Origin of the sequence: Sphaerisporangium siamense (assembly GCF_014205275.1) — a bacterium.
GTDB lineage: Bacteria > Actinomycetota > Actinomycetes > Streptosporangiales > Streptosporangiaceae > Sphaerisporangium > Sphaerisporangium siamense.
In genome coordinates, this window is sequence record NZ_JACHND010000001.1 from 4,527,190 (window position 1) to 4,551,827 (window position 24,638).

The following is a 24,638-nucleotide window of genomic DNA, read 5'->3' on the forward strand; positions in this document are numbered from 1 at the left end:
GGACGGAGCGCCAGGACCCCGGCCACCCCTAGGAGCCCTCTGTGACCATCAAGCGAGCCGTGTCGCACGCCCTGCTCGTCACGTGCGCCTTCGGCCTCTCCCTGACCATCGCCACCCCCTCGGCCGCGGGGACCTCGTCGTCGAGCCGCGCCGCGTTCACGGTGACGAGCACCGCCTTCACCGAGGGCGGTCTGATCCCCAAGGTGCACGAATGCACCAGCAGCGGCACCGGCGACCCGCGCCAGAAGAACGAGTCGCCGCCGCTGGCGTGGAGCGGCGCGCCCGCGGGCGCGCAGAGCTACGCCATCGTCATGCGCGACCTGGACAACAACAACCTCATCCACTGGGTCATCTACGACATCCCGCCGGGCGTGACGTCGCTACCGCAGAACGTCGACCACGCCTACCGGCCGTCGGTGCCCGCGGGATCCCGGCAGATCTACTACCGCGGGAGCGCGAGCCTGTACGGGTATCAGGGGCCGTGCTCGCCGAGGACGGTGAACACCTACGAGTTCGTGGTCCACGCGCTCAACCGGGCGACCCTGTCGGAGCTGACCTCCTCGTCCTCGACGACCACCGCGGCCCGGGTGATCGCCGGCGCCTCGATCGGCTCGGCGAGGATCACCGGCGAGTCGTGAGCCGGCGACGTCACATCTGCGTGCGGTTGTGACCGGCCCCCGTGTCCCGCCGCGGATCCGTCCGCGGGGGAGGGGCCGGCCACAACCGGTGGCGGCCGGTCAGGCGACCAGGACCTTGGCGGCCTCGCGCGTCTCGTCGGTGAACGGCGTGGGGCGCAGGGTGGCGGGGTCGAGGTTGACGTTCACCCGGCGGCCCTCGGCGTGCACCGTCGCGCCGTCGGGTGACAGGACGCGGAACCCGTACACGCCGCTGCTGGTGCCCAAGTGCTCGATCCAGAACTGGACCAGCGGCTCGCCCACGCCCATGATCGGCACGTGGTAGGTGATCTGGAACTCGCGGACGGCGAGGAAGACGTCCTTGAACCGGGAGCGGGCGGGGTCGAAGTGCCAGCCGAGCTCGCTCCAGAAGGCGCTGATCGCGCGCTCCACCAGCACGCCGTAGCGGGCGTTGTGCAGCAGGCCCATGGCGTCGAGGTCGTCGAAGTGGACCTGGACGGGACGGGTGTGGGACACGGTCAGTCCTCCGGGAGGATCGAGGGGTCGGTGGCGAGCGCGCGCAGCCGGTCCAGGACAGCGGTGCGGGCGCGGCGGTAGGCGGCGTCGCCGGAGCGCATACGGGAGTGGGTGACGGTGGCCTCGCCCAGCGCCTCGATCTCGTAGGCGAGCTGGGCCGGGTCGGCGGTGAGCTCGCCGAGGTCCACGGCGTCCTTGACCCGGCGTTCCAGGTAGCCGAGCCAGTCGCCCATGGCGGCGGCGACCGCGTCCCTGACCGGGCCGGGACGGTCGTCGAACTCGACCTGGGCGACGAAGAAGAAGCAGCCGCCGGGCAGCACGCCGTCGGCGTAGAAGGCGAGGCGGGACTCGTGGAGGGCGAACAGCCGCCGGAGGCCCTTGGGGACGGTGGCGGTGGGCGCGATCACGCGCTCCTCCCAGAGGCGGCGGGCCCAGGCGACGCAGTCGAGCTGGAGCTGCTCCTTGTCACGCCAGTGGGCGAAAAAGCCTGACTTGCTGACCCCGGCGGCCTCGGCCAGGCGCGCCAGCGTGAGCCCGCCGAGGCCGTCCACGGAGGCCAGCGCCACGGCCCGTTCCAGGATCGCCTCACGGCTGCGCTGGCCGCGCAACCTCCGTCCATCGTGCATGGGGGCACGGTAGCACAATACGAACGATCGGTCGTTTAGTTTTCTGGCCGATGGCGTTCGAGCGCCCGGCGCTCTCCGCCGGCGGGCTTCCGGCCGGCCTGGGCGACGGACGGCCCTCTTGTCGAGGAGCCGGGGGGAGGCCCGCGGGGTGGCGGGCGTGCCCTGTCCGTCGCTTCCTATTTGTGGTGCGGCGTCGTGAAAGATGGTGAGCGGGGGATTTTATGCTCGACGCCGGTATTGCGGCTCTGTGTGCCGTTAGAAGGCAGAAGCGGGATTGGACGGAGATTGCGGTGGCCGTGGTGACTTACGCGGTGAGAAGCGGATGAATTCGGTTATCGGGGCTTCGGCAGGGAATCCAACCCACGCTGGCAGACGGCCCACCGAATCTCCTCGCTCCCGGCGTCCGAAAGCAGGACGCTGGCCACGATCGGGTCGTGACACGGTGGGGTTCCGTGCTGGCTGCACCCGCCCTCGTAGGCCGTCGTGCCCTCCCGGTACCACTCGCGCGGCTGGGGTTCGAGTATTGACGTGATGGTTGACTTCATGGGCTGAAGCCTAAGAAACCCGGCCATTCTCCGCAACGGCCGTGCTTGTCGTCCCCGTGCCGTCCATTTTCCCTATCGGTACTTCCGCGTCGCGTCACGCCGGGGCCGGACGGGTATTCCACGGGCGCGGTGCCGCCCATGGGGCACGAGAAATATGTGATGTGTACGGAATCAAGGGATATGGGGGGACCGAGTGATTCCTCGGGGACAAGCGCTTTTCGCAGGTACATGGGTCGCGGCGCTCGCGCTCGCGGGAGCGGCCGTGACGCTGTCCGCTCCGGCTCCGGCGAGCGCCGCGACGGCGGGTGACCACGGCCGGCGGGTGTCGCAGGACGTGGGCCACGCCGCGCCGGCCGTCCCGCCCCGTCCCGCGGGCGACGACGAGGACGAGGTCGTCAGCACGAAGAAGAGCTGCGCGAAGTGCCCACCCGGCCCTCCGGGCCCGCCCGGACCTCGGGGCGCCTCCGACGGGATCGACTCGGCGGTGGCCACGCCGACCGGCCTCACCGCGCCGGCGCCCCTGCTCTACGTCGCGGTGGCCCAGCCCAACGGCGTCGTGCTGGTCCGCGACCAGACCTCGCTGGGCCCGGCCAACCCGCCCTGGCACGACCTGTCCACGGTGACGAACCATCCGTCCGGTGTCACCGACGTCACGCTGGCCGCCGACCCACGCGGCAACGTGTTGAGCGTCGCGGTGCGTACGCGCACGGGGTTGGTGCGCCGGAGCGACTGCACGTTGTCGGTGAACGTGACCTGGCCCGCCAACTGCACGGCCTTCATCGACATCACCCCGCCGCTGTAGACCGCACCGCACGCCGCAGGGGTAAGGGCGCGCGCCGTCGCCACGGCGCGGCGCGCGCCGTTCCTCTAGCCGCTCAGCGCCCCGTCGATGACGACGCCCGGCGGCACGAGCAGGAAGACCTTGTGGGCGACGCGGTCCATGTCACCCCGGAGGCCGAGGACGAGCCCGGCGGCGAAGTCCACCAGCGGCTTGGCGTCGGCATCCGCCAGGCCGGTCAGGTCCATGATCACCGGCAGGCCCTCGCGGTAGTAGTGCCCCACGAACAGGGCCTCGTTGTAGTCCCGGGGGTGCAGCGTCTTGATCACGGAAGGGTTCGGCCGGGGTGCCAGGGGGGCCGCTGGGGACGTGCGCGCGTCGGCGTCGCTGAAGCTCCGGGGGTCTGCCACGTCGCCGACGTTAACACCCGCCCTCCCCGTTCGGCGGTCAGCGCGCCGGGCTTCGGCGGATTCGCCCCGCTTATCCCGGCCGTGGCGGCGTACGGTCAGCGGGCGTCCCACTCGCTCAGGATGCGCGCCTCCTTGTCCGGCGCCATGCCGTGCCGCCGCCAGTGCGGGAGCCGTTCCTCCAGGGCGGCCACGTCGCGGTCCTTCAGCCAGTCCCACGTGTCCCGGACGGTCTCGCGCACCGGACGGCACCGCAGCCCCGCCGCCTCGGCCCTGGACGTATCGACGCTCCACGTGCCGACCTCGCCCTCGCCGGGGGGAATCCACAGCGGCAACTCGGTCCACGGCTCCACCTCGCGGGCGCGCAGGAAATCGTCGTCCACCCAGACGAACTCGGCGTCGGACCCGGTCACCTCCGCGCAGTCGGCCAGCCACCGGCCGAACGTGGTGTTGCCCGCCGGCCCGGTGAGCAGGAAGCGCCCCTCGGTGCCCTTGGCCGCCTGGTCCACCGTGAACGTCGCGATGTCACGGGCGTCGATGAGCTGCATCTCCAGCTCGGGATCGCCCGGCGCCAGCACCCGGCCTCCCCGGGCGACCCGGCGCAGCCACCCCGGCAGCCGCCCGACGTTCTCCCACGGTCCGAGGATCAGCCCCGGCTGGAGGATCAGCGCGCCGCCGTCGAAGAAGCTCTCGACCGCGCGCTCGCAGCCGGCCTTCAGGACGCTGTAGTCGCCGTCCTCGGGACCGGCCTCAGGGCCGCACTCCCACAGCGGGGAGGTCTCGTCGACGCGCTCGGCCGGCCACGTCGAGATGGCCGAGACGGTGGACACGAACGCGTACAGCGGGGCGTGGCCGGACAGCGCCCGCGCGGAGGAGGCCACCACCCGCGGCGTGAAGCCGCACACGTCGACGATCGCGTCCCACGTGCGGCCCTCGGCCAGCGCCCGTAGGTCGTCCGGATTCTCCCGGTCGCCGCGCACGGCCGTCACCCCGGGCAGGTCCTCGCCGGACCTGCCCCTGTTGAACGTGGTCACCTCGTGGCCCTGCCGCAGGGCCTCCTCGACGATGGACCGGCCGAGGAACACCGACCCACCGATCACCAGAAGTCTCATGCGACCACTGTGGTGCCGATCACCCCGGGAGGCCGAGACGTTTCACAATGAGCGAATCCGCCCACAGCGGAGCGTCCCGTCCGCCGCGGGTCAGCGCGAACCGGCCGACACCGGGGTGAAGCCCTCGCGGTCCAGGACGTGGACCCGGGCCGCGCCGATGTCGAAGTACAGCCCGACCAGCTTGAGCCGTCCCTCGGCCTCCAGCCGCGCGACCTCCGGGTAGGTGCGCAGGTTGTCGAGCTGCTGGGCGACGTTCACCCGGCACAGCCGGTCGAGCGGCCCGTCCTCGCCGCCGGTCGCGTCGGACAGGATGTAGCGGGCCAGCGTGTGGTCGCCGTGCCGCAGCCAGCGCTCCAGCCCGTGCAGGCCGGAGATCTTCTCTCCGGCGCTCAGCAGGGCCGCCATCGCGCCGCACCCCGAATGCCCGCACACCGTGATCGTCTGGACGTTCAGCGCGGTCGTGGCGTACTCGATCGCCCCCGCCACCGAGTCGTCCGGGAGAGTCGCACCGTACCGGGGGACGAGGTTGCCGATGTTGCGCACCGTGAACAGGTCGCCCGGGCCGCTCGCGGTGATCAGGTTCGGCACCACCCGGGAGTCGGCGCAGGTGATGAACAGGTGCGACGGGTCCTGGGTGCGGGCCATGCGGGTGAGGAACGGCCGGACCAGGGGAGCGGTGCGGCGCTGGAAGTCCACCGCGCCCGCCAGCAGGTCGGGCACCGCGCCCGACTCCTGGCGCGGAGGGATCCACGCGCCGGAATGCCGGACCGGGAGGGCCGACAGCGGGCCGCCCCTGCGGTACGCCCGGGGCAGCCACCAGCGCTCGGGAGCCTTCGGCGGCGACTTCGCCGGCGACGCCCGCGTGCCCTTGGCCGCCGAGGTGTACCACTCGTCGTGCATCTCGTCGATCGTGACCGAGCCACCCGTGCGCTCGTGCTCCAGGCGCCAGCCGTGCAGCGCCTCGAACGCCGCGTTGTCCAGGAAGTCGACGTTCAGGTCCAGGTGGACGTCGGCGCCCGGGGGGACGCCCCGCAGGCCCTCGGTCAGGCGCGGAACCCCCACGAAGGTCAGCGAACCGGTCACCACGACGTGCCAGCGGTCGTCCGGCTCCAGCGCCACGTGCACCCACACCTTGGTCAGGCGGCGCAGCGCGAACAGCGCGGCGAGGCCGAGGCCCAGCAGCACCCCCTCGGCCAGGCCGATCAGGATCACCGCGCCCATGGTCAGCACGTAGATCGGCAGCTCGCCGTGGCCGTGCAGCCCGCGCACCGTGCCGAGATTCACCATGCGGATGCCGATGAAAACCAGCAGCGCGGCCAGCGCCTCCAGGGGGATGAGCGTGACCGTCCAGCCCAGGCCCACCGCGAAGACCAGCACCCACACCCCGTGCAGGATCGTGGACCACCGGCTGCGCGCCCCCGCCCGGATGTTGGTGGTGGTGCGGACGATGACGCCCGCGACGGCCAGGCCGCCGAGCGCGCCCGAGACCAGGTTGGCCACGCCCTGGCCGGTGAGCTCGCGGTCCAGGTCGGCGCGCGGGCCCTCGTGCAGGCGGTCGGCCGCCACCGAGCACAGCAGCGACTCGACCCCGGCCAGCAGCGCCACCAGCAGCACCGCGCCCGCGATGCCGTGCCAGTCGCCGGCGGGCCACGCGGGGAAGGCCCACTCGCTGAAGCCCTTGGACAGGTCGGCGCGCGCCACGTCCCAGCCGAACGCCGCCGCGGTCAGCGCCGCGCACGCCAGCGCGGCCAGCGGCGCGGGCACCGCGTTCACCCGGGGCAGGCGCGGCCACAGCAGCAGGACCGCGATGGTCAGCACGCCCACCATGACCGCGTGGCTGTGGTTGTCGATGATCTGGTTCGGCAGCTCGATGAGGTTCTCGACCGCCGAGTTCTGCGGACGGCCGCCGAGCACCACGTGCAGCTGGGAGAGGGCGATCACCACGCCGACCCCGGCCAGCATGCCGTGCACCACGGCGGGCGAGACGGCCAGCGCGGTCCGCGCCACCTTGAAGGCGCCGAGCACGATCTGCAGCACGCCCGCCATCAACGTGATCATGCAGGTGGCGCGCCAGCCGTACGTCCGCACCAGCTCGGCCACCACCAGCGCGAGCCCGGCCGCGGGCCCGCTCACCTGTACGACAGAACCGCCGAGCGCCCCCGCCACCAGCCCGCCCACGACGGCGGCGACCAGGCCCGCGATCAGCGGCGCCCCGGAGGACACCGCGATGCCCAGGGAGAGCGGCACCGCGACGAGGAAGACCACCAGTGAGGCGGGAAGATCGTGCCGGAGCACGGAGGTGAGACGCTCGGTCGTCGTTCGGCTACGTTCCGTGTCCCCGGTCATGAGGCGACCATACGACGCCGGGGCCGATTGATTAAGCCTTTCCCGGATGCGTTTTACAACTGACGGTGGAAATCTGGGTGATCAGCGGTAATAGTCGGGATAGTCGGTCTCGGCCGGCCGGCGGTGGCCGCCACGCGACGGCGACCCCTTCTGCTGCGCCGGATCCTCGCCCGGCCCGCCGTTCCCGTACAGCTCACCGTAGGAAGGCCAGCTTCCGCCCGTGTTCTGGCGCGGCTGCGACCACGAGGACGAGACCGGGGAGGACGGGGTCGCGGCGGAGCCCGTGGGATACCCCGGGCCGTAGCCGCCGTAGCCCTGTCCGGAACCGGACGGCGGCGCGTCGTCCCGCCTCGGCAGCTCGTGCGCCACCGTGGCGTCGTAGGCGGAGGTGTCGCGCCGGGGGGCCGGCGTGGACCCGGTCACCGCGTCGGAGTCGTCGATGGTCGCCCACCCCGGCCGCACCTCGTACGACTGGGCCGACGGCCCCGCCGGGTAGGCGGGCTCGGACGGGTACGACTCGCGCGCGGCGTACCGGTCGTGGCCGGGAAGCTGGTAGTCGGCGCTCTTCCGGTCCGAGGACGGCGCGGCGGGCGTGCCCGCAGGCGGGGTGGCCGGTCCGTCCAGGATGTCGTAGGAGCCGGTGGCCGGATACGCGGGCTGCGCCGGCCACGACCCGGCCGCCGCGCCGGGCGCGCCCGTGCCCAGCGGGTCGGGCGTGCGGCCGTAGGACGGGGAGGACGCGAACGGGCCGGTCTGCTCGGACCCGGTGCGCGGGGTCTCCTGCGCGGGGGAACGGCCCGCGTCGTCCTGGGGACGCCGGCGGGAGTCCTCACCGGAGCGCGGCCGGGTGGCGCCGCTGGGCAGCGGCCCGCTCGACAGCGGATCACCCGCGATCGACCCCGCGGGGAACGCGCCGCCGGGCATGGGGCCGGTGGTCAGCGGGTTGCCGGACAGCGGGTCCGACAGGGGATCGGCCGGGCGCGGCGCGTCGGAGCGGCCCTGGCGGCCCGTCCCCAAGGGGCCGGTCGCCGTGCGGCCGGAGTCGGCTCTGTCAGAAGGGGCGGCGTCGGGACGGGGGGCGTTGGAACGGCCGGGGGCCGGCGTGCGGCCGGAGTCGGCGCGCGATACCTCCGGGCGCGCCGGGGCCGAACGGCCGGGCTCGGCGGGCCTGCCCGGGCGGCCGCTCCTGCGCGGGTCGGCGGGACGGGCGGGCGGGGTGGCACGGGAGGCGTCGCCCGCGTCGCCGCGCCGGCGCGGCTTGGTGCGCGAGGAGTCGACGCCGAGAGGGTCGGCCGGGTCGGGACGCGAACCACGGCCCGAACGGGGAGCGGCCGGCGGGGAGCCGAGCGCGCCGAGCACGTCGGCGGCCGAGGCGGCGGGCGGGGAGCCGGCCGCCGGTGGCTGCGGCACGGGGGCCGGGAAGGTCACGGTGCGGTCGGAGGCGGCGGCGGCCGACGAGGGGGCGGCGGCGCGCGGAGAGTCCCCCTGGCCGGCATGGCCGGCCGGCCTGGGGGGAAGCGGAGCCTGCACGGTGGCCGCGTTGGCGTCCACCTCGTCGGGCTTGGCCGAGTCGCGCGCGGCGGCCGGCTTGGCGGCCGGAGGGGAGGACGGGGAGGCGAGGTCGGGGCGGCTCGCGCCCATGCGCGCCGCGATGGTGCCGCCGAACGCGCCGTCGTCGGCCCGCACCCGCGTCCAGTAGTCGTCGTCGTAGTCGTCGGAGTCGCCCCACTCGTCGACGCCGCGCCGGCCGCGCGAGGACGCCGACTGCTTGCCGCGCGGGGCCGAGCGACCGCCCGGCCGGCCCGCGGGCCGGGCCCCGGGCTTGCCGTTGCCCGGACGCAGCCGTGCCGTGGCCCGCTCGGGTTCCTGGAAGGCGTCGAACCCCTCGGGGAAGCTCTCGAAGAACGTCTCCTCGGCGGGGCGGCCGGGGCGTTTGGCCTTGGTGGGATCCTCCGCCTGCTCGGCCATCTTGCGCAGCCGCTCTGGGGGCAGATTGCTCTCCCGGCGGTTCATCGACCGCATGCCGAGTGCCACGACCATCAGCACGAGCAGCACGACGGCGACGAGGCCGACAATGACCGCGATAATCATTGCACCACCTTCATGGCCATGGCCTTCCAGTGGCGCTGGTGAGATCGCGCGGCCATCGACGCGACCTGCCCCCTTTGACCACCTGCGCTCAAGGATTGCACCTGATTCTGTCCGACCACTATGACCGTTGTCACACCCTACGAGAAGATCCGGTATTGAGTATCACCTTCGGTGCGCATCGCGTCACTCGATGTGGGACGCCGAGAGACGTCCACGGGCGATGGTGTGCTGCGCGATGTGCTCCAACGTCTCCCGCAGGGCGGCGCCCTTCTTCAGATCCAGCTTCTCGTCGAGCGCGTAGACACTGAAACGATAAATGTCGTCCTGGCGGCATGGGGGCGAGTAGCCGACCTTGCCGCTCGACGTCATGCCCTGCACCGCGCCGCGCGGCACGCTGTTCTGCGTGAGCTCGGTCGTGAGCGGGTCGATGTTGAACACCACCCAGTGCACCTCCGCCGCTCCCTGCGCGTTGTTCGCGTCGACCACCAGGGCGATCGACTTGGTCAGCTTCTGCGCCACACCGGACCACCGCAGCGGCGGATTCCCCTCCTTGCCGGCACAGGAGTAATCGGCCGGCAGGGGCGCCTCGTCACGGAACCTCGGGCTGGAGACGCTGAGCTCGCCCAGCGACCCGTCGGTCGGCGAATTGCTGCCGACGATGCCGCAGCCCGACGTCACGGCGACCGCCGCCGCCACCACGACCGCACGCCAGTCGCGTCCCAGGCGCCCGGCGCGCACGGACTTTCTCGGCTGCCCCATGCCCGCTGATGCTACGCGGATCTGAGGAGTGCCCTGACCCCATCACAGGAATGAGGGTCAACGGCGATGGGCCCGATCGGCCAGAATCGATGCATGGACGGGGTGCGGGCGACGGCGCGGACCGGCTTCGCCGTGCTCGGGCCCCTGGAGGTCCGCCGCGACGGCGCGCCGGTGCGCGTCGGCGGCGGGCGCCTGCGTGCTCTGCTGACGTTGCTGCTGCTCAGCCCCGGGCGGACGGTTCCGTACGACCTCCTGGTCGAGGGCGTGTGGCACTCCGCTCCTCCCGCCGCGGCCGGCAACGCCCTCCAAGCCCTCGTGTCACGGTTGCGCGCTTCGCTCGGCCGCGACACTGTCCAAGTCGCCCCCTCCGGTTACCGTCTGGCCATCACCCCCGACCAGGTCGACACCCACCACTTCACCCATCTCACCACCAAAGCCACGAAACACTTATCGCACGCCGCGCGCTCCCTGCCCACCTCCGCGTGGGCGCCCGCGCCTGACGCGGCGGAGGCGGTGCGCCTGCTGGAAGAGGCGCTGGCGCTCTGGCGCGGGCCGGCCCTGGCCGACCTGGCCGGGTCCCCGGTCGCGGCGGCAGAAGTCGCCCGGCTGGACAACCTGCGCCTGACCGCCACCGAGGACCTCATCGACGCGCGCCTCCTGCTCGGCCACCACGAGGAGGTCATCGGTGAGATCGTCCCGCTGATCGCCGCCCACCCGCTGAGAGAACGGCTGCGCGGCCAGCACATGCGGGCACTGCGCGCGTCGGGACGCCAGGTCGAGGCGCTCGCTGCCTACGAGGCCGCCCGCACCGACTTCGCCGAGCGCCTCGGCAGTGCCCCTTCCGCCGGACTCTCCAGCCTCCACGTCAGCATCCTCCGTGACGACTCCCCACCCGGCGCGCCCACTCCCGACCACCGTGCCGCGGTGCCGGAGGGCAGGAAGGGGAATCTGCGGGCGCGGCTCACGAGCTTCGTCGGGAGGGAGCGGGACGTCGCGCAGGCGCGGGCGCTGCTCGCCCGGCACCGGCTGGTGACGCTGGTGGGGCCGGGCGGCGCGGGGAAGACGCGGCTGGCGATCGAGTCCGGGGACGCGCTGCGGGCCGGCACGCCGGACGGGGTGTGGCTCGCCGAGCTGGCGCCCGTACGCGACCCGGCGGGCGTGCCGCAGGCCGTGCTGTCCGCGCTCGGCATGCGCGACATCGGCCGCGCGTCCGTCCGCACGCCCGGCGCGGTCCCGCCCGAGGTCGTGGATCCGGTCGACCGGCTGGTGACGAGTCTCGCCGGGCGACGCAGGCTCATCATCCTCGACAACTGCGAGCACGTCGTCGAGGCCGCCGCGCTGCTCGCCGAGAAGCTCCTCCTCGAATGCCCGGACATCCGCATCCTCGCCACCAGCCGCGAACCGCTCGGCGTCTCCGGGGAGCTCGTCTGGCCCGTGCGGCCGCTCGACCAGGCGAACGCCGAGGCCCTGTTCGCCGACCGCGCCGCGACGGCCAGGCCGGGGTACCGCGTCGAGGACGAGCCCGAGGCCGTCGCCCGTGTCTGCCGCGAGCTCGACGGCATGCCGCTCGCCATCGAGCTGGCCGCCGCGCGGCTGCGCGGCCTGTCGGCCGCGCAGATCGCCGACCGGCTCGACGACCGCTTCCGCCTCCTCACCGGCGGCAGCCGCACGGCGCTGCCCCGCCACCAGACGTTGCGCGCGGTCGTCGAATGGAGCTGGGACCTTCTCGACGAAACGGAACGGCTACTCGCCGCGAGGTTCGCCGTCTTCGCCGGTGGCGCCACCCTTGAGGCCGCCGAAGCCATCTGCTCCGACACTCCTCCACCCCGCGAACAGTCCCATCCGTCCTCATCCGAGGCCACCTCGCACGCCGCCGCGCACGGCCACCTGCCGGGTGAGGACGTGCTCGATGTGCTGGCGCGGCTCGTGGACAAGTCGCTGGTGGTGCGCGAAGGCGTGCGCTACCGGATGCTGGAGACCGTGCGGGCGTACGCGGCGGAGCGGCTCGCCGAGTCGGGGGAGCGCGATGCCGTACGCCGGGCGCACGCCGGGTTCTTCCTGGAACTGGCCGCGACCGCCGACCCGGAGCTGCGCCGGGCTCGGCAGGTCGAGTGGCTCGCCGTCCTGTCCGCGGAGCACGACAACCTGACGGCGGCGCTGCGCTGGGCGATCGACTCGGCGGACCGGGATCTCGGGCTGCGGCTGGTCGGGGCGCTCGGCTGGTACTGGTTCCTCGCCGGCCGCCGCCTCGAAGGCGCCCGGCGCGCCGCCGAGATCCTCGCCCTCACCGCCCCCGCCCTTGTGACCGCCTCGCCATCACGACAGCCCCCTGCCCCCTTCGCCCCGCCGCCGTCGTACGCCGCCTTTGCCGCCACGGGGCCGGCCTGGCAGGGAGACGCCGGGCCAGGGCCTGAGGAGGGTGTGGGGATCGATGAGGCGCGGAGGTTCGTGCTGGCGCTGACCGTTTACGGCATTCTGCTCGCCGGGGGGACCAACCACTGGCAGGAGGCCAAGGAGGTGCTGGGGCGGGCGGTGGTGCTGGGCAGGGCCTGGGTGCCGCGTCCGTGGCCGCCGTTGATGTCCCTGGCCGAGCCGGTGCACGCGCTGTTCGTCGAGGAGGCGGCCGACGCGCACGGCGTGGTGGGGACGTTGCTCGACGACGCCGACCCGTGGGTGGTGGCCTCGGGGCATCTGCTCCGCGCGCACGTCTACTACACCGCGGGACGGATCGACCTGGGCGAGGCCGACCTGCGCGTGGCCGTCGACAGGTTCCGCGAGGTGGGCGACCGCTGGGGAGTCTCGGCGGCGCTGGGGTCGCTCGCCGAGGCGATCACCATGCGCGGTGACAACGCCACCATCATCGAGGTGATCAGGGAGGCGCTCGCGCTGACCGACGAGATCGGCTCGGTGGAGGACACGCCCTATCTGCGCGCCCGGCTGGCGATGGCCCTCAGCGCGTCCGGTGACGTGGCGGGCGCCCAGGCCGCGCTGGAGGAGGCGATAGAGATCTGCCGCGCCACGGGCGACCGCATGGGCGAGGTGTGCGTGCAGAGCGCACGCGGCGACCTGGCGCGCGAGGCGGGCGACCATGTCACCGCTCGCCGGTTCTACGAGGAGGCGGTGGGCCTGGCGGCGGACGGCCGCGACTTCCCCACTCCGTTCACCGCGGTGCTGCACGCGTCGATGGGCATGCTCGCCGAGGAGGAGGGCCACCTGGAGGCGGCGCGGGCCTCGCACGCCGAGGCGCTGCGGCTGGCGCGCGGCACCCACGACGGCGCCGCGATCGGCCTGGTGCTGATCGCCCGCGCCGGCCTTTCCGTCCGCGAGGGCGACCCGGCGACGGCGGCCAGGCTGCTCGGGGCGGCGGCGGGGATCCGCGGCGTCGACGCGGTGGTCGGGTACGACCATGCCCGCATCACCGAGGCCGTCGCCGCCGCGCTCGGCCAGGAGCGGTACTCCCGGCACTTCGCGCACGGCCGGTCGATGTCCCGCGAGCGTGCCCTCGGCCTCGCCCGGCCCTGACGGCGGCGGGACGAGGCGGGGGCATGCGGTGGCGGGGCCAGGCCGTGGCGGAGGCATGGGGCGGCGGGCTCAGGCGCGGGAGCGGAAGGCGCGGAGGGACAGGGGGATGAACACCAGGGCGATGCCGAGCGCCCAGATCAGGGAGATGGTCGCGTGGGTGGCGACCGGACCCCCGCCGAGCAGGCCGCGGACGGCGTCGGCCAGGTGGGTGACGGGGTTGACGTCGACCCATCGCTGCAACCACTCGGGCAGCGTCTTGGTGGGCACGAAGGCGTTGGACGTGAAGGTGAGCGGCATCATCACCGAGAACGCGATGATCTGCACCTTCTCCGGCTCGGCGGCCGTCAGGCCGATGAGCACCGACATCCAGGACATCGCCAGCGCGAACGCGACCAGCAGCGCCAGCGCGCCGACCACCCCGACGACCCCGGTCTGCACCCGGTAGCCGAGCACGGTGCCGAGGCCGAGGAACAACGCGAACGCCCAGACCTGCTTCAACGTGTCGGCGACGATGCGCCCGGCGAGCGGCGCCGACCGCGCGATCGGCAGGCTGCGCAGCCGGTCGAACACACCCTTGTGGATGTCGGTGCTGAGCCCGATGGCCGTGGTCAGCGTCGCGAACAGCATGTTCTGGACGACCAGGCCGGGCAGCGAGAACTGCAGATAGTCGGTGGTCGATCCGGAGATCGCGCCGCCGAAGACGTAGGTGAACAGCAGCAGGAACATGATGGGCTGGACCGACAGGTCGAGCAGCTCCATCGGGTTGTGCTTGATCTGCACCAGGCTGCGCCAGGCGAGCGTCATGGTGTGCCGCAGCCCGGCCGCCGGGCCGATCCGGCCGGGAACGGCCGCGCGGGGCGCGGTTCCGGTCAGCGAGGTCACGCGGGCACCTCTTCCTTCTGCTTCCGGACCTGCCCGGAGGCGGACTGATCTTCGGCGCGGTGGCCGGTGAGGGCGAGGAACACCTCGTCGAGGCTGGACTTGCGCAGGCTGAGCTCGGCGGCCACGACCCCGAGGTCGTCGAGCCTGCGCACGATCGCCGGCACCACCGTGGGGTCCTTGATGTTCACGGTGGCCTCGCCGCCGGTCAGGTCGGGCCGGTCGCCGAGGAGATCGGCGATCACGTCGGCCACGAGGGAGAGATGACGCTCGTCCATGGGCCGCACCTGGAGGACCTGCGCCCCGGTGGTCGCCTTGAGCTCGTCGGAGGTGCCCGAGGCGATGACCCGGCCGTGGTCGAACACCACGATGTCGTCGGCCAGCTCGTCGGCCTCCTGGAGGTACTGCGTGGTGAGCAGCACGGTGACGCCGTCGGCCATGAGGTCGCGCACGACGTTCCACAGGTCGGTGCGGCTGCGCGGGTCGAGGCCGGTGGTGGGCTCGTCCAGGAACAGCACCTGCGGGTGCCCGACGAGGCTCGCCGCGAGGTCGAGGCGGCGGCGCATGCCCCCGGAGAACGTCTTGGCCGCCCGGCCGCCCGCGTCGGTCAGCGAGAAGCGGTCGAGCAGCTCGGCGGCGCGCCGCTTGGCCGCGGCGCGGCTCAGGCCCAGCAGGCGCCCGATCATCACGAGGTTCTCGACGCCCGTCAGCGTCTCGTCCACCGCGGCGTACTGGCCGGTCAGACCGATCTGGGAACGCACCTTGTGGGGCTCTTTGGCGACGTCGAAGCCGCTCACCGTGGCACGGCCGCCGTCGGCGCGCAGCAACGTCGCCAGGATGCGCACGGCGGTGGTCTTGCCGGCGCCGTTCGGGCCGAGCACGCCGAGCAGGCGGCCCTCGGGAATGGCGAGGTCGACGCCGTCGAGCGCGCGGGTCTCACCGTAGCGCTTCATCAGGCCTTCGGCCTGGACCGCGTATCGCATGGCATTGGCTCCTCGGTCAACGGGTTGGGGGGTCACACGGCCCGTGGGCCCGGTGACCGAGACGCAGTCTTGCGGACGCCACTGACATTTCTCTGACCGTCCGAGGCTCAACCCCCGCCCGGGCTGACAAATCGCTGACAGACCCACCCGGAGGCGGCGGACATGGGGGCATTTGGTGGGATGGAGAGCAGGTGATGGAGATGAGGGCCTTCTCCGGTGATCTAGCTAGGCTGGATCCGTGACAGCTCCCCTGCGCGACCCCGCCCACAGGGTGGCGCGCCGCGCGATCACCCTGTGGCTGCTGGAGGCCCTGGTCGGGTTCGTCCTGCTCGTCGGCCTGTCCTCCCTGGCGGCGGCCTGGATCGGAGGCTCCGGCCGCCGCTTCCTGCCGGACTGGGTGACCGATCACATCTGGTGGGTTCCCGCGGTGCTCGCCATCGTGGAGCTGCCCTTCATCGTCGTCGAGCCGCTGTGGCGCTACGCCGTCCACCGGTGGGAGCTGTCGCAGGACGTCGTGTACGCGCGGTCCGGCTGGTTCAGCAGGAAGTGGGTCTTCGTCCCGGTCAGCCGCATCCAGACCGTGGACAAGGAGCAGGGCTGGTTCGAGCGCCTGCTCGGCCTGGCGACCGTCGAGATCCGCACCGCCTCCTACGCCGGGTCGTCGTCCATCGAGGGCCTGGACGTCGGGGTGGCCGCCCGTCTGGCCGAAGACCTGGCCCACCGCGCCCACCAGCTCAGGGACGACGCGACATGACCGCGCCCGAGCCCACCCCGGCGGGCGAGGAGCCCGCGCAGGGCACGGGCGGGGAGCCGGCGCCGGGCGGTGACCCGCTGTGGGTGCCGCCGTCGCGGCTCAGCCCCCTGGTGATACTGATCGACCCCGTGCGCATGCTGCCCTCGCTGTTCCTGCCGCTGGCGGGCGTGCTGTTCTTCGGGGGCCTGTCCGGCAACTCCATCATCTGGGCCGCGCTCGCGATCGTCGGCTCGGTCGCGTACGCCGCCGTGCGCTGGGCCACCTTCACCTACCGGGTGGCCGGGGACAGGCTGGAGCTCACCCGGTCGCTGGTGAGCCGCTCGGTGAAGACGATCCCCCTGGACCGCGTCCGCGGCGTGGACGTCACCACGCCGCCCATGCACCGCCTGTTCGGCCTCTCCGTCGTCAGGATCGACACCGGGGCGAGCGGCGGCGGCAAGCAGGAAGGGGAGCTGGACGGCGTCTCGCTGCCCGAGGCGGAGCGCCTGCGCGAGGTCCTGCTGCGGCGTAGCCGGTCGGTACGCGGCGAGTCGGCGGGCGCTGCGCAGGGCACGGCCGCCGCCCCCGAGGCGCCCGTGGAGGAGCGGGTCTACCTGCGCGTGCCGCGGCGGTGGCTGCTGTACGGCCCGCTGTCCGGCGCGTTCCTGTTCGCGCCGTTCGTGCTGGCCGGTGGCGCGATCGGCCTGGTCATCCAGTGGGGCAACGATCTCGGCTTCGGCGACGACCTGCCGATCACGGTGGGGGAGTGGCTGTGGCACCGGCCGTTCCTGCTGGTCGCGATCGGGGTCGTGCTCGTCCTGGCCATGCCGGTGGCCGGGGGCGCCATGTACATGATCTTCAACTGGAACTTCACCCTCCGCCGCCGCGACGCCTCGCTCGTCGCCGAACGGGGACTGATCACCCGGCGCAGCGTGGCACTCGAACACGCGCGGATACGCGGGTACGAGATCGCCGACGGGGTGCTCGAACGAAGGGCCAAGGTGGCCCGGCTGTGGGCCATCGTCACCGGCCTCGGCGACTCGCGCACCCGGGGGCAACTGCTGCCCGTCACGCCCCGGGCGTCCGTGGAGAAGGTCGCCGGCGAGGCCGTCGGCCCATTCCGCGCGCCGCTGCGGGGGCATCCGGCGGCGGCGCGGCGCAGGCGGCTGTTCCGGGCCGTCGCGCCGGGCCTGGCGGTGGCCGCGGCGGGCTTCCTCTTCGGCTGGGCGTGGATCGGCTTGCTGGGACTGGTCGCCGCGGCCCTGGGCGTGTTCCTCGGCCTGGACCGCTACCGCTCGCTCGGACACGCCTACGACGGGGCCCGGCTGTCGGTCCGCTCAGGGTCGCTGCCCCGGACGCGCGCGGTCGTCGAGCGGCGCGCGGTCGTCGGCTGGACCATCCGTCAGACGTGGTTCCAGCGGCGTGCCCGTGTCCTGACGGTGATCGCGGGCGTCGGCGCGGGCAGCGGCGGTTACTCGGCGATCGACACGGGCGAGGAGCAGGGTGTCGCCTTCGCCGCAGAGGTCTCCCCGGAGTGGATCACCCCGTTCCTGGAACGGCGGACCTGACCCACCGCACGGCCGCCCACCGACATCCCGCCCAGCCCGTCGTTCCACTCAGCCGGTGCGTCACCGCCGGCGCACCACACGATCGGCCTTGAACGGCCCCGCGCGACTCCGTTCGGCCTTGAACGGCCCCGCGCGACTCCGTTCGGCCCTGAGCGACCCCGCGCGACTGCGATCGGCCTAGAACGGCCCTTAACGACTGCGGTCGGTCCTGAACGACCTCGATCGTCGCGATCGAACCGATACCTCGGCGGCATCGGGGCGACCTGGCAAGACATGACCCGGGCCGGTCGTGGTGACCGGCCCGGGTCATGGTGTGGACGCGGGCGGGGCGGGTCAGTCCTGGCGGCGGGCGCCGAACATGATCTCGTCCCAGGTGGGGACGGAGGCGCGGCGGCCGCGTCCCCCCTTGCGGACCGGGCGGGCGTTCGGCTTGGGCGCCTGCTGCGGGATGGGAGGCTCCGGCTTCGGCTTGGCCTCGCCCCCGGGAGCGTCCGGCTGCTCGATCTTGTCCGGCTCCGCGGCGGCGGCAGCGGGGCGGTTGGCCAGGTCGCCGCTGTTGCGCGCGGCGGGCACGGCGACCGCGGCCTCCTCGGCCTCGGACTTCTTCGCCGCCGCGGCTTTGCGGGCAGGGGTGCCGACAGGCGCGGGACGCGCCACCGGAGCCGCGGGCCGTGCCGCCTTCCCGGGACGGGCCTCCTCGGACGGCGTGTCGCCGCCGGCCCGCCCGGGCGGGACCCTCGGGATCGGTGGCCTGGGGACGGGACGGCGCGGGGCGCGGACGTTCGCCGCCTCCGCCGCCTCCTCGGAACCCGGCGCGCCGGGAGAGGGCGTCACGGGACGCTCCGCACGGTCGTGCGACGCCGCGACTTCGGCCTCTTCCGCCGCGACCTCGACGTCTTCCGCAGCGACCGGGGCCTCCGGTGCGACCGAGCCTTCCGGCGCGGCAGGACCGTCCGCGCTCTCCGGGACGGCCCGCTCGGCCTGAGCAGGGACGGCCCGTTCGGTCTGAGCCGGGGTGGGCTCGGGCTGGGGCGAGGAGGTGGTGGGCTGCGCGTGGTCCGTGGCGTGTTCGGTCTCACGAGGGCCGGCCGTGTGCGCGGTCTCGGCCTCGGACACCGTCCGCTCGGACGTGGCGTGCTCGCTCTCGCGAAGCTCGGCCGTCTGCGCGGTCTCCGCCTGGGAGGCCGTCCGCTCGGGCGCGGCCTGGTCGGGCGTGAGCTCGTGCGCCGGGGAGGCAGTCCGCTCGGACGTGGCCCGTTCCGGTGTGGCCGTGGTCGCGGGCGCCGGAGAGGACTCCGCGTCGCGAACCTCGACCGGCTCGGACCGCTCCCGCACCTCGACCGGGGCGGACCGCTCCCGCGCCTCGATCGGCTCGACCGGGACGCGCGTGACCCTGCTCTCCTCGGCCTTCTCGCCTTCCCGGTGCTCCTCACGCGTCTCGGCGGGCGGCGCATCGGACTGGATCATGGAAGCGCGGACGGCACGGGCCACCGCCTCGGGCGTCGCGACGTCCCCTGCCCCGGCGTCTCGGTCCGGGGAGGCATCCGTGGGGGAGGGGGCGACCGGGCGCAGCGGGGTCGGCTGAGCGGGGGGCTCGGCGACCTCGGGCCGGACACCGCCGTGCTCGGCACGCGCGCCGGAACGCTCCTGGCCGTCGCCACCGAACTCCGCGGCACGAGACGGCTCGGCGACACGAGGCTCGACGCCGCGCGGCTCCTCGGCACGGGACTCGGCGGAACGGAACTCATCGGCACGGCGCTCGGCGGGACGAGCCTCAGAGAGATGAGACTCGGATGGCCGAGTTTCGGCGGGACGAGGCTCGGCGGGTCGGGAAGGCCGGGCGGTTTGGGAGTACTCGTCGGCGTCCCTGGCGTCGCGGGGCTCGGCGGACGGCCGGTGACCGGTGGAGACGTCGTGGTAGGCGGAGGGGGCTTCCCTCACGGGGGACGACGGCTCGTCACGAAAGCGCTCGTCACGGAACGACGCGGGCTCCTGCCGGACCGCCAGGGGCTCTTCCCGGTAGGCGGAGGGAGCCTGGCGGAACGGGTGGTGCTGGTCCCGCCGGGCGGGCCGCTCGTCCTGGGACGTCGTGGACGGCTCGTCCCTGGTGAAAGAGGCGGCCTCCCCCCGGAACGCGGGGGACCCCTGGTAGGAAGCCCTTCCCTCCTGGGGGAAGGACGGCTCGTCAAAGGCGGCGCGGGAATCGCGCCGCGCCGGTTCGTCATGGAACGCGGGCCGGTCTTCGCGCCGCGCCGGTTCGTCCCGGAAGGTGGGCCGCTCTTCGCGCGGGGCGCGCTCGTCGCGGAACGCGGGCCGGTCTTCGCGCCGCGCCGGTTCGTCGCGGAAGGTGGGCCGGTCTTCGCGCAGGGCGGGCTCGTCATGGAACGTGGGCCGCTCTTCGCGCGGGGCGCGCTCGTCGCGGTACGTGGGGGTCTGTTCCCGTGTGGAGGACGGGCCGGTGGTGGGCACCGGGGTCAGCTTGGCGGCCAGTCGCGGCACGAACGGCGTCACCGTGGCCTCTTCGACCGGTTCGACGTACTCGGTGGCGGACAGCCGCAGCGCCTCGTCGTCGTACGGCGTCACGTGCCGCCGCCTGATGTCGAACAGCCATTCGGCGTTCCTGGTGTGACCGTTCCACACGAAGCCGAGCTTGATGCGCCACAGGCCGTCGTCGCGCTTGCAGGAGTCCCAGTCGATCTCGTCGCTGGGGACGCCGCGGCGGCTCAGCCGTTCGGTGACGAGTTCGCCGAGGGTGGGCCCCGGAGTGGACTCGCCCGGCAGGCGGACGGCGACACGCTGCGCCTGCTGCGCGGTGTACTCCCGTTCCTGCAGGACCGGTCCCTCGAACCAGCGGACACGCTCCACCGGGATACCCGCGGTGGCGGCGATCTCCTCCGCGGTCTCCCCCGCACGGATGCGGGCCTGGATCTCCTTGGGGCGCAACGGACTCTCCACTTCGATCTCGTACTGGCCGAGACGGGAGAAGTTGCCGCGGACCGCCGCTCGGAGCCGTTCGTCGACGGGAAGCGTGAATCGTGTGCCCCGGCCGGCCGTAGCCAGCACGAGGTAGGTACCGTCCTCGCTTACCGCGACGAGTCGGAGCTCCTGCATGCGAGTCCCTTCGTCGTCGTGCTCATCTTCCCCCGGACCCTTGAGTCTCTCGCGAGAGCCCGTCGCCTGCCAGCACCGTACCCGGCATGTCCGAACATCGCCTTGGTCAGAGGCATGGGGTGGTGATGAGAGGCGGGCAAATATGTCGCTTTCACCCTATCCAGCGGCTGCTCCATATGCAGCAAACGGGTTGGGCCTCCTTCCGGGATTCTCGCGAATCGCGGACCCGCGCGCCCTGCAGTTCACCCAAGAGACACCAGAAATGCCGCGAAGGCAAGGGGAACGTGGCGACCACGGCGGACCGGATCCCGCATCACGAGGGCGGGCCGTACGGGCGCGTGACGAGCCGGTGAGTCCGGGAATCCACCTTCTACCGGGCAAAACCCGATCAAATGTTCAATTCCCCGCATCACGGATAGAAGCGATGTGGCGGGCTCCGCGGGCGCGGATTCCGCCCGCGTGCCCCCGATCGCGGAGACGCCCACGGCACGCGAACGCACGGGCACATCGTCAGGGCGAGGCCGATCCATGCGCGGCGAGGAGACGGATGGCTGACAAGAACCGGCTCGATCTCAGCGCGCCGCAGATCGTGGGCAGCGCCCTGGCGGCGGCGACGGCGGCCGTGGCGGCGTCGTTCCTCGGCGTGGCGGGGACGGTGGCCGGGGCGGCCCTGGCCAGCGCGGCCACCACGGCCGGCAACGCGATCTACACCCACTACCTCCACCGCACCAGGGACCGCCTCAAGGACGCGCACAGCCTGATCACCGGCGCGCGGGCGGAGGCGGAGGAACACGCCCACGAGGACGCCGCGGTCGCCCGGCCCGGCGAGGAGGGCCTCGCCACGGCCGTCCACGCCACCGTGCGCGACCACGGGCCCGCCGACCTGCCGCTGGACGACGCCGCGCCGCCGGTCGGCGCCGAGCAGGCGCCCCCCTTGCGGGCGGAGGGGCCGCGCGCGCCCCTCTGGGCGACGGCGGCCGTGGCGGCGGTGGCGACCTTCGCGCTGAGCATGGGCGGCATCCTGGCGTTCGAGCTGGTCAGCGGCAAGCCGTTGAGCGCGACCGTCCAGGGCAGGGACGGGTCGGGGACCAGCCTAGGCGGACGGGTCTCCGGGCCCGCGAACCCCGCCGTGATCCCCTCCGGGACGGAGGAGCGGGAGACCGGCACGGCCCCGGACCGCGAGAAGCAGACCCCGACCGCGACGCCCGGCGGGACCGCCCCCGCCAGCACCGCCCCCGCGGCCCCGTCGGAGGAACCCCCGGCCTCCTCCGCGCCGTCGGCCCCGCCCGCGGACGGCACCGGTGAGGAGCCGCCGGGTGGCTCGGACACCGGCGACCGGAACGGTACGGACGGCGCCCCCGGCGACCAGGGCGACCCGACCGGCGAGGCGCCCCGGGAGGGCACCGGAGAAGGCGCGCCCTCCGAAGGCTGACGAGGCCGGGATGGGGCCTCAGCCGAGCACCTGGTCCAGATAGTCGTTGGAGAAGACGCGGCCGGGGTCGAGCGAGTCGCGCAGGGCCACGAAGTCGCCGAACCGCGGGTACACGCCCGACAGGTACGCGGCGTCGCGCGTGTGGAGCTTGCCCCAGTGCGGGCGCCCGTCCAGGCGCGCCATGATCTGCTCGGCGGCCTCGAAGTAGGCGGGGTTCGGCGCGCGCCGGTAGACGTGGCAGGCGATGTAGGCCGACTCCCTGCCGTAGGCGGTGGACAGCCAGGCGTCGCTGGGCGGGGTGACCCGCACCTCGACGGGGAAGGTGATCCGCCAGTCGCTCAGGTCGATCAGGTCGCGCAGTTCGCGCAGCGCCTGCCCGAGGCGCTCCCGCGGGACGGCGTACTCCATCTCCAGGAAGCGCACGTCGCGCACGCTGGTGAACACCTTGTAGGCCGTGTCGGTGTGCTCGGAGGCGCTGAGCGCGCCCGCCGAGACGCCGTTGAGCCGGGGTACGGCGGCGGGGAAGCGGGCGCCGACGGCGCACAGGGCGCCGAACAGGGTGTTCTCCAGGAACACCTCGTCCAGCCAGCGCCGCAGCGCCCCGGGCGGCGCGGCGGGGCCGGGGGAGCGGTTGTTGCGCTTGACCAGGCAGGTGTCGGTGTGCGGCAGCCAGAAGAAGTCGAGGTGCTCGTCGGCGGCGACGACCTCGTCCAGGGACGCCAGGATGCGGCTGAACGGCATGGGCGTGCGGGCGCTGCGCAGCAGGAACGACGGTTCCACCCGGAAGGTGACGGCGGTGAGGACGCCGAGCGCGCCGAGGCCGACCCGCGCCGCGTCGAACAGGTCGCCCTCGGAGACGGTGGTGATCGACCCGTCGGCCAGCACCATCTCCAGTTCGGTCACCTGGTCGGCGAGGCCGCCGACGTCCCTGCCGGTGCCGTGGGTGCCGGTCTGGATGGCGCCGGCCACGGTCTGCTCGGTGATGTCGCCCATGTTGGCCAGCGCGAGCCCGCGCCGGTCGAGCTCCTCGTTGAGGACGCGCAGCGGGGTGCCGGCGGCGACCTTGACCCGGCCCTCGCCGGCGGAGAGCACGCCGGTGAGGGCGTGGGGGCGCAGGAGGACGCCGTCGGTGAGGGCCACCCCGGTGAAGGAGTGGCCCGTGCCGGTCATGCGCACCCGCGTCCCGCGCGCGGCGGCGTCCCGCACGGCGTCGGCCACCTCCCGCGCGGAGGAGGGCACGCGTACCTCGGCGGGTGTGATGGCCTGGTTGCCGGCCCAGTTCCGGAAGACCGCTTTCATGCTGGAGCACGATAACCACGAACGCGCTGATAGACCAGATATATGAGCCTGGCTCATGAGCCGGCGTCAGCACGTGCTGGGGGCCTCCGAGGCGCCGGTCTCCGGGGTGCGCAGCAGCGAGCCGCCCCCGACGCCGATCGCCAGCGCCAGTAGCGCGCACCCGTACGAGAAGACGTAGGCGTTGGACGGCCCGAACGCGTCGGTCATCCGCCCGCCGGCCCAGGCGCCGATGGCGACGCCGAACCCGACCGCGGTGGAGATCCACGACATGCCCTCGGTCAGCAGGTGGCCGGGGACCAGGCGCTCGACCAGCGCGTAGCCCGTGATGATGATCGGCGAGATCGCGAACCCGGAGACGAACGCGACCAGCGCCATGCTCCACAGGCCGGAGACCAGAAGGATGGGGGCCATTCCGACGGCGAAGATGATCAGGCCGCGCGTGAACCGCCGGCCCAGCGAGATCTTCCAGGCGCGCGAGCCGAACCACAGACCCGAGATCATGCTGCCGCCCGCGAACGACGCGAGCAGCAGGCCCGAGGCCGCCTTCGCGCCGTGGTCCTCGGCGAAGGCCACGGTGATCAGGTCGATCGAGCCGAACACCGCGCCCATGGCGAGGAACACGCAGGACATCAGCGCCACCCCCGGGATCATGATCGGGCTGCCGCCGTGCTCGGTGGCCGGACGCACCGGGGGCTCGGTGCCGCGCTGCACGGAGAAGGCGATGGTCCCCGCGACCGTGCACACCAGTGTGAGGATGAGCCCCGCGTACGGGTTGACCATGGTGGCGAGGCCGGTGACTAGCGCGGGCCCGGCCACGAACACCACCTCGTCGGCCACGGACTCGAACGAGAACGCCGTGTGCAGCATCGCCGAGCGGCCGAGCAGGTGGGACCAGCGGGCCCGGACCATCGAGCCGAGCGACGTCGCGGTGCCGCCGACGACGATGCCCGAGGCGAACAGCGTCCACTGCGGGGCGCCGTACTCGGCGAAGAGCATCAGCGACGCCAGCGCGGCGCCGTGCGTGAGGACGAACGGGATGAGTACTCTGGCCTGGCCGAACCTGTCCACCAGCCGGCCCGACAGCGGGGCGGCGATCGCGAAGGCGACGGAGACGGTCGCCGAGACCGCCCCGGCGGTCGCGTAGGAGCCGGTGAGCGCCGAGATGAGCAGCACGATGCCGATTCCGAGCATCGACATCGGCATCCGCCCGATGAATCCGGCGATGACGAACCCCTTGGCCCCGGGCATGCGGAACAGCCCTCGATACGGCCCGACCACGATTCCGCCCCTTTCGCG

Annotated in this window: 18 protein-coding genes; 6 read left to right on the forward strand and 12 right to left on the reverse strand. The window is 73.3% G+C overall.

Translation table 11 applies throughout. The features are described 5' to 3' along the window. Positions 1-41 precede the first annotated feature (41 nt). Entirely contained in the window at positions 42-638 is a 597-nt protein-coding gene (locus BJ982_RS21015) for a YbhB/YbcL family Raf kinase inhibitor-like protein (RefSeq protein WP_203958927.1), read from the forward strand. 99 nt (positions 639-737) lie between these two features. Here BJ982_RS21015 and BJ982_RS21020 read toward each other — a convergent pair whose 3' ends face one another. Together BJ982_RS21020 and BJ982_RS21025 are read right to left on the reverse strand one after the other, a co-directional pair. Further along, positions 738-1,151 (reverse strand): acyl-CoA thioesterase, encoded by a 414-nt coding sequence (locus BJ982_RS21020; RefSeq protein WP_203958926.1) that lies wholly within the window; start codon positions 1,149-1,151, stop codon positions 738-740. Between the two features lie 2 nt (positions 1,152-1,153). Then, positions 1,154-1,777, reverse strand: a complete 624-nt coding sequence (locus BJ982_RS21025; protein WP_184882606.1) for a TetR/AcrR family transcriptional regulator — start codon at positions 1,775-1,777, stop codon at positions 1,154-1,156. An 807-nt stretch (positions 1,778-2,584) separates the two neighbouring features. On the opposite strand from BJ982_RS21025, the gene BJ982_RS21030 reads away from it, so the two are divergent. Then, a complete protein-coding gene (locus BJ982_RS21030; RefSeq protein WP_184882608.1) occupies positions 2,585-3,124 on the forward strand; it encodes a hypothetical protein in 540 nt (179 codons plus the stop codon). Between the two features lie 65 nt (positions 3,125-3,189). On the opposite strand, the gene BJ982_RS39515 is transcribed toward BJ982_RS21030, so the two are convergent. From BJ982_RS39515 to BJ982_RS21055, 5 genes are all read right to left on the reverse strand, one after another. After that, positions 3,190-3,510, reverse strand: coding sequence for a cell division protein SepF (locus BJ982_RS39515; RefSeq protein ID WP_373869607.1), 321 nt, complete (start codon positions 3,508-3,510; stop codon positions 3,190-3,192). Between the two features lie 95 nt (positions 3,511-3,605). Beyond that, positions 3,606-4,619 carry an NAD-dependent epimerase/dehydratase family protein gene (locus BJ982_RS21040; RefSeq protein ID WP_184882610.1) on the reverse strand — a complete coding sequence of 338 codons (1,014 nt, stop codon included), beginning with the start codon at positions 4,617-4,619 and terminating at the stop codon, positions 3,606-3,608. Between the two features lie 90 nt (positions 4,620-4,709). Then, positions 4,710-6,965, reverse strand: coding sequence for a SulP family inorganic anion transporter (locus BJ982_RS21045; protein WP_184882612.1), 2,256 nt, complete (start codon positions 6,963-6,965; stop codon positions 4,710-4,712). Between the two features lie 81 nt (positions 6,966-7,046). Then, positions 7,047-9,056 carry a hypothetical protein gene (locus BJ982_RS21050; protein WP_184882613.1) on the reverse strand — a complete coding sequence of 670 codons (2,010 nt, stop codon included), beginning with the start codon at positions 9,054-9,056 and terminating at the stop codon, positions 7,047-7,049. 183 nt (positions 9,057-9,239) lie between these two features. Continuing rightward, positions 9,240-9,815 (reverse strand): YbhB/YbcL family Raf kinase inhibitor-like protein, encoded by a 576-nt coding sequence (locus tag BJ982_RS21055; protein WP_184882615.1) that lies wholly within the window; start codon positions 9,813-9,815, stop codon positions 9,240-9,242. A 93-nt stretch (positions 9,816-9,908) separates the two neighbouring features. On the opposite strand from BJ982_RS21055, the gene BJ982_RS21060 reads away from it, so the two are divergent. Next, complete coding sequence (locus BJ982_RS21060) at positions 9,909-13,337, forward strand: ATP-binding protein (protein WP_184882617.1); 3,429 nt, start codon at positions 9,909-9,911, stop codon at positions 13,335-13,337. 69 nt (positions 13,338-13,406) lie between these two features. On the opposite strand, the gene BJ982_RS21065 is transcribed toward BJ982_RS21060, so the two are convergent. Beyond that, positions 13,407-14,219, reverse strand: coding sequence for an ABC transporter permease (locus tag BJ982_RS21065; protein ID WP_239122818.1), 813 nt, complete (start codon positions 14,217-14,219; stop codon positions 13,407-13,409). After that, positions 14,216-15,199 carry an ATP-binding cassette domain-containing protein gene (locus BJ982_RS21070; protein WP_184882619.1) on the reverse strand — a complete coding sequence of 328 codons (984 nt, stop codon included), beginning with the start codon at positions 15,197-15,199 and terminating at the stop codon, positions 14,216-14,218. The genes BJ982_RS21065 and BJ982_RS21070 overlap by 4 nt, the downstream gene beginning before the upstream one ends. A gap of 238 nt (positions 15,200-15,437) precedes the next feature. Between BJ982_RS21070 and BJ982_RS21075 the strand changes: the two genes are divergently transcribed. Next, a complete protein-coding gene (locus tag BJ982_RS21075; protein WP_239122817.1) occupies positions 15,438-15,953 on the forward strand; it encodes a PH domain-containing protein in 516 nt (171 codons plus the stop codon). Beyond that, positions 15,950-17,500, forward strand: a complete 1,551-nt coding sequence (locus BJ982_RS21080) for a PH domain-containing protein (protein WP_221482353.1) — start codon at positions 15,950-15,952, stop codon at positions 17,498-17,500. The genes BJ982_RS21075 and BJ982_RS21080 overlap by 4 nt, the downstream gene beginning before the upstream one ends. Before the next feature lie 333 nt (positions 17,501-17,833). On the opposite strand, the gene sepH is transcribed toward BJ982_RS21080, so the two are convergent. Further along, positions 17,834-20,611 carry a septation protein SepH gene (gene sepH / locus BJ982_RS38570; RefSeq protein WP_203958925.1) on the reverse strand — a complete coding sequence of 926 codons (2,778 nt, stop codon included), beginning with the start codon at positions 20,609-20,611 and terminating at the stop codon, positions 17,834-17,836. Positions 20,612-21,158: 547 nt separating this feature from the next. Between sepH and BJ982_RS21090 the strand changes: the two genes are divergently transcribed. Then, complete coding sequence (locus tag BJ982_RS21090) at positions 21,159-22,043, forward strand: hypothetical protein (protein ID WP_184882622.1); 885 nt, start codon at positions 21,159-21,161, stop codon at positions 22,041-22,043. Positions 22,044-22,061: 18 nt separating this feature from the next. Here the strand turns inward: BJ982_RS21090 and BJ982_RS21095 are convergent, their stop codons facing one another. Together BJ982_RS21095 and BJ982_RS21100 are read right to left on the reverse strand one after the other, a co-directional pair. Further along, positions 22,062-23,342, reverse strand: coding sequence for a D-arabinono-1,4-lactone oxidase (locus BJ982_RS21095; RefSeq protein WP_184882624.1), 1,281 nt, complete (start codon positions 23,340-23,342; stop codon positions 22,062-22,064). Between the two features lie 66 nt (positions 23,343-23,408). Then, complete coding sequence (locus BJ982_RS21100; protein ID WP_184882626.1) at positions 23,409-24,620, reverse strand: MFS transporter; 1,212 nt, start codon at positions 24,618-24,620, stop codon at positions 23,409-23,411. Between the last annotated feature and the right edge of the window lie 18 nt (positions 24,621-24,638).

Coding starts and splice junctions, on each gene's coding strand:
- BJ982_RS21025 (WP_184882606.1), bottom strand. CDS start 1,777: ATGCACGATGGACGGAGGTTGCGCGGCCAGCGCAGCCGTGAGGCGATC.
- BJ982_RS21040 (WP_184882610.1), bottom strand. CDS start 4,619: ATGAGACTTCTGGTGATCGGTGGGTCGGTGTTCCTCGGCCGGTCCATC.
- BJ982_RS21045 (WP_184882612.1), bottom strand. CDS start 6,965: ATGACCGGGGACACGGAACGTAGCCGAACGACGACCGAGCGTCTCACC.
- BJ982_RS21050 (WP_184882613.1), bottom strand. CDS start 9,056: ATGATTATCGCGGTCATTGTCGGCCTCGTCGCCGTCGTGCTGCTCGTG.
- BJ982_RS21055 (WP_184882615.1), bottom strand. CDS start 9,815: ATGGGGCAGCCGAGAAAGTCCGTGCGCGCCGGGCGCCTGGGACGCGAC.
- BJ982_RS21060 (WP_184882617.1), top strand. CDS start 9,909: ATGGACGGGGTGCGGGCGACGGCGCGGACCGGCTTCGCCGTGCTCGGG.
- BJ982_RS21070 (WP_184882619.1), bottom strand. CDS start 15,199: ATGCGATACGCGGTCCAGGCCGAAGGCCTGATGAAGCGCTACGGTGAG.
- BJ982_RS21080 (WP_221482353.1), top strand. CDS start 15,950: ATGACCGCGCCCGAGCCCACCCCGGCGGGCGAGGAGCCCGCGCAGGGC.
- sepH (WP_203958925.1), bottom strand. CDS start 20,611: ATGCAGGAGCTCCGACTCGTCGCGGTAAGCGAGGACGGTACCTACCTC.
- BJ982_RS21090 (WP_184882622.1), top strand. CDS start 21,159: ATGGCTGACAAGAACCGGCTCGATCTCAGCGCGCCGCAGATCGTGGGC.
- BJ982_RS21095 (WP_184882624.1), bottom strand. CDS start 23,342: ATGAAAGCGGTCTTCCGGAACTGGGCCGGCAACCAGGCCATCACACCC.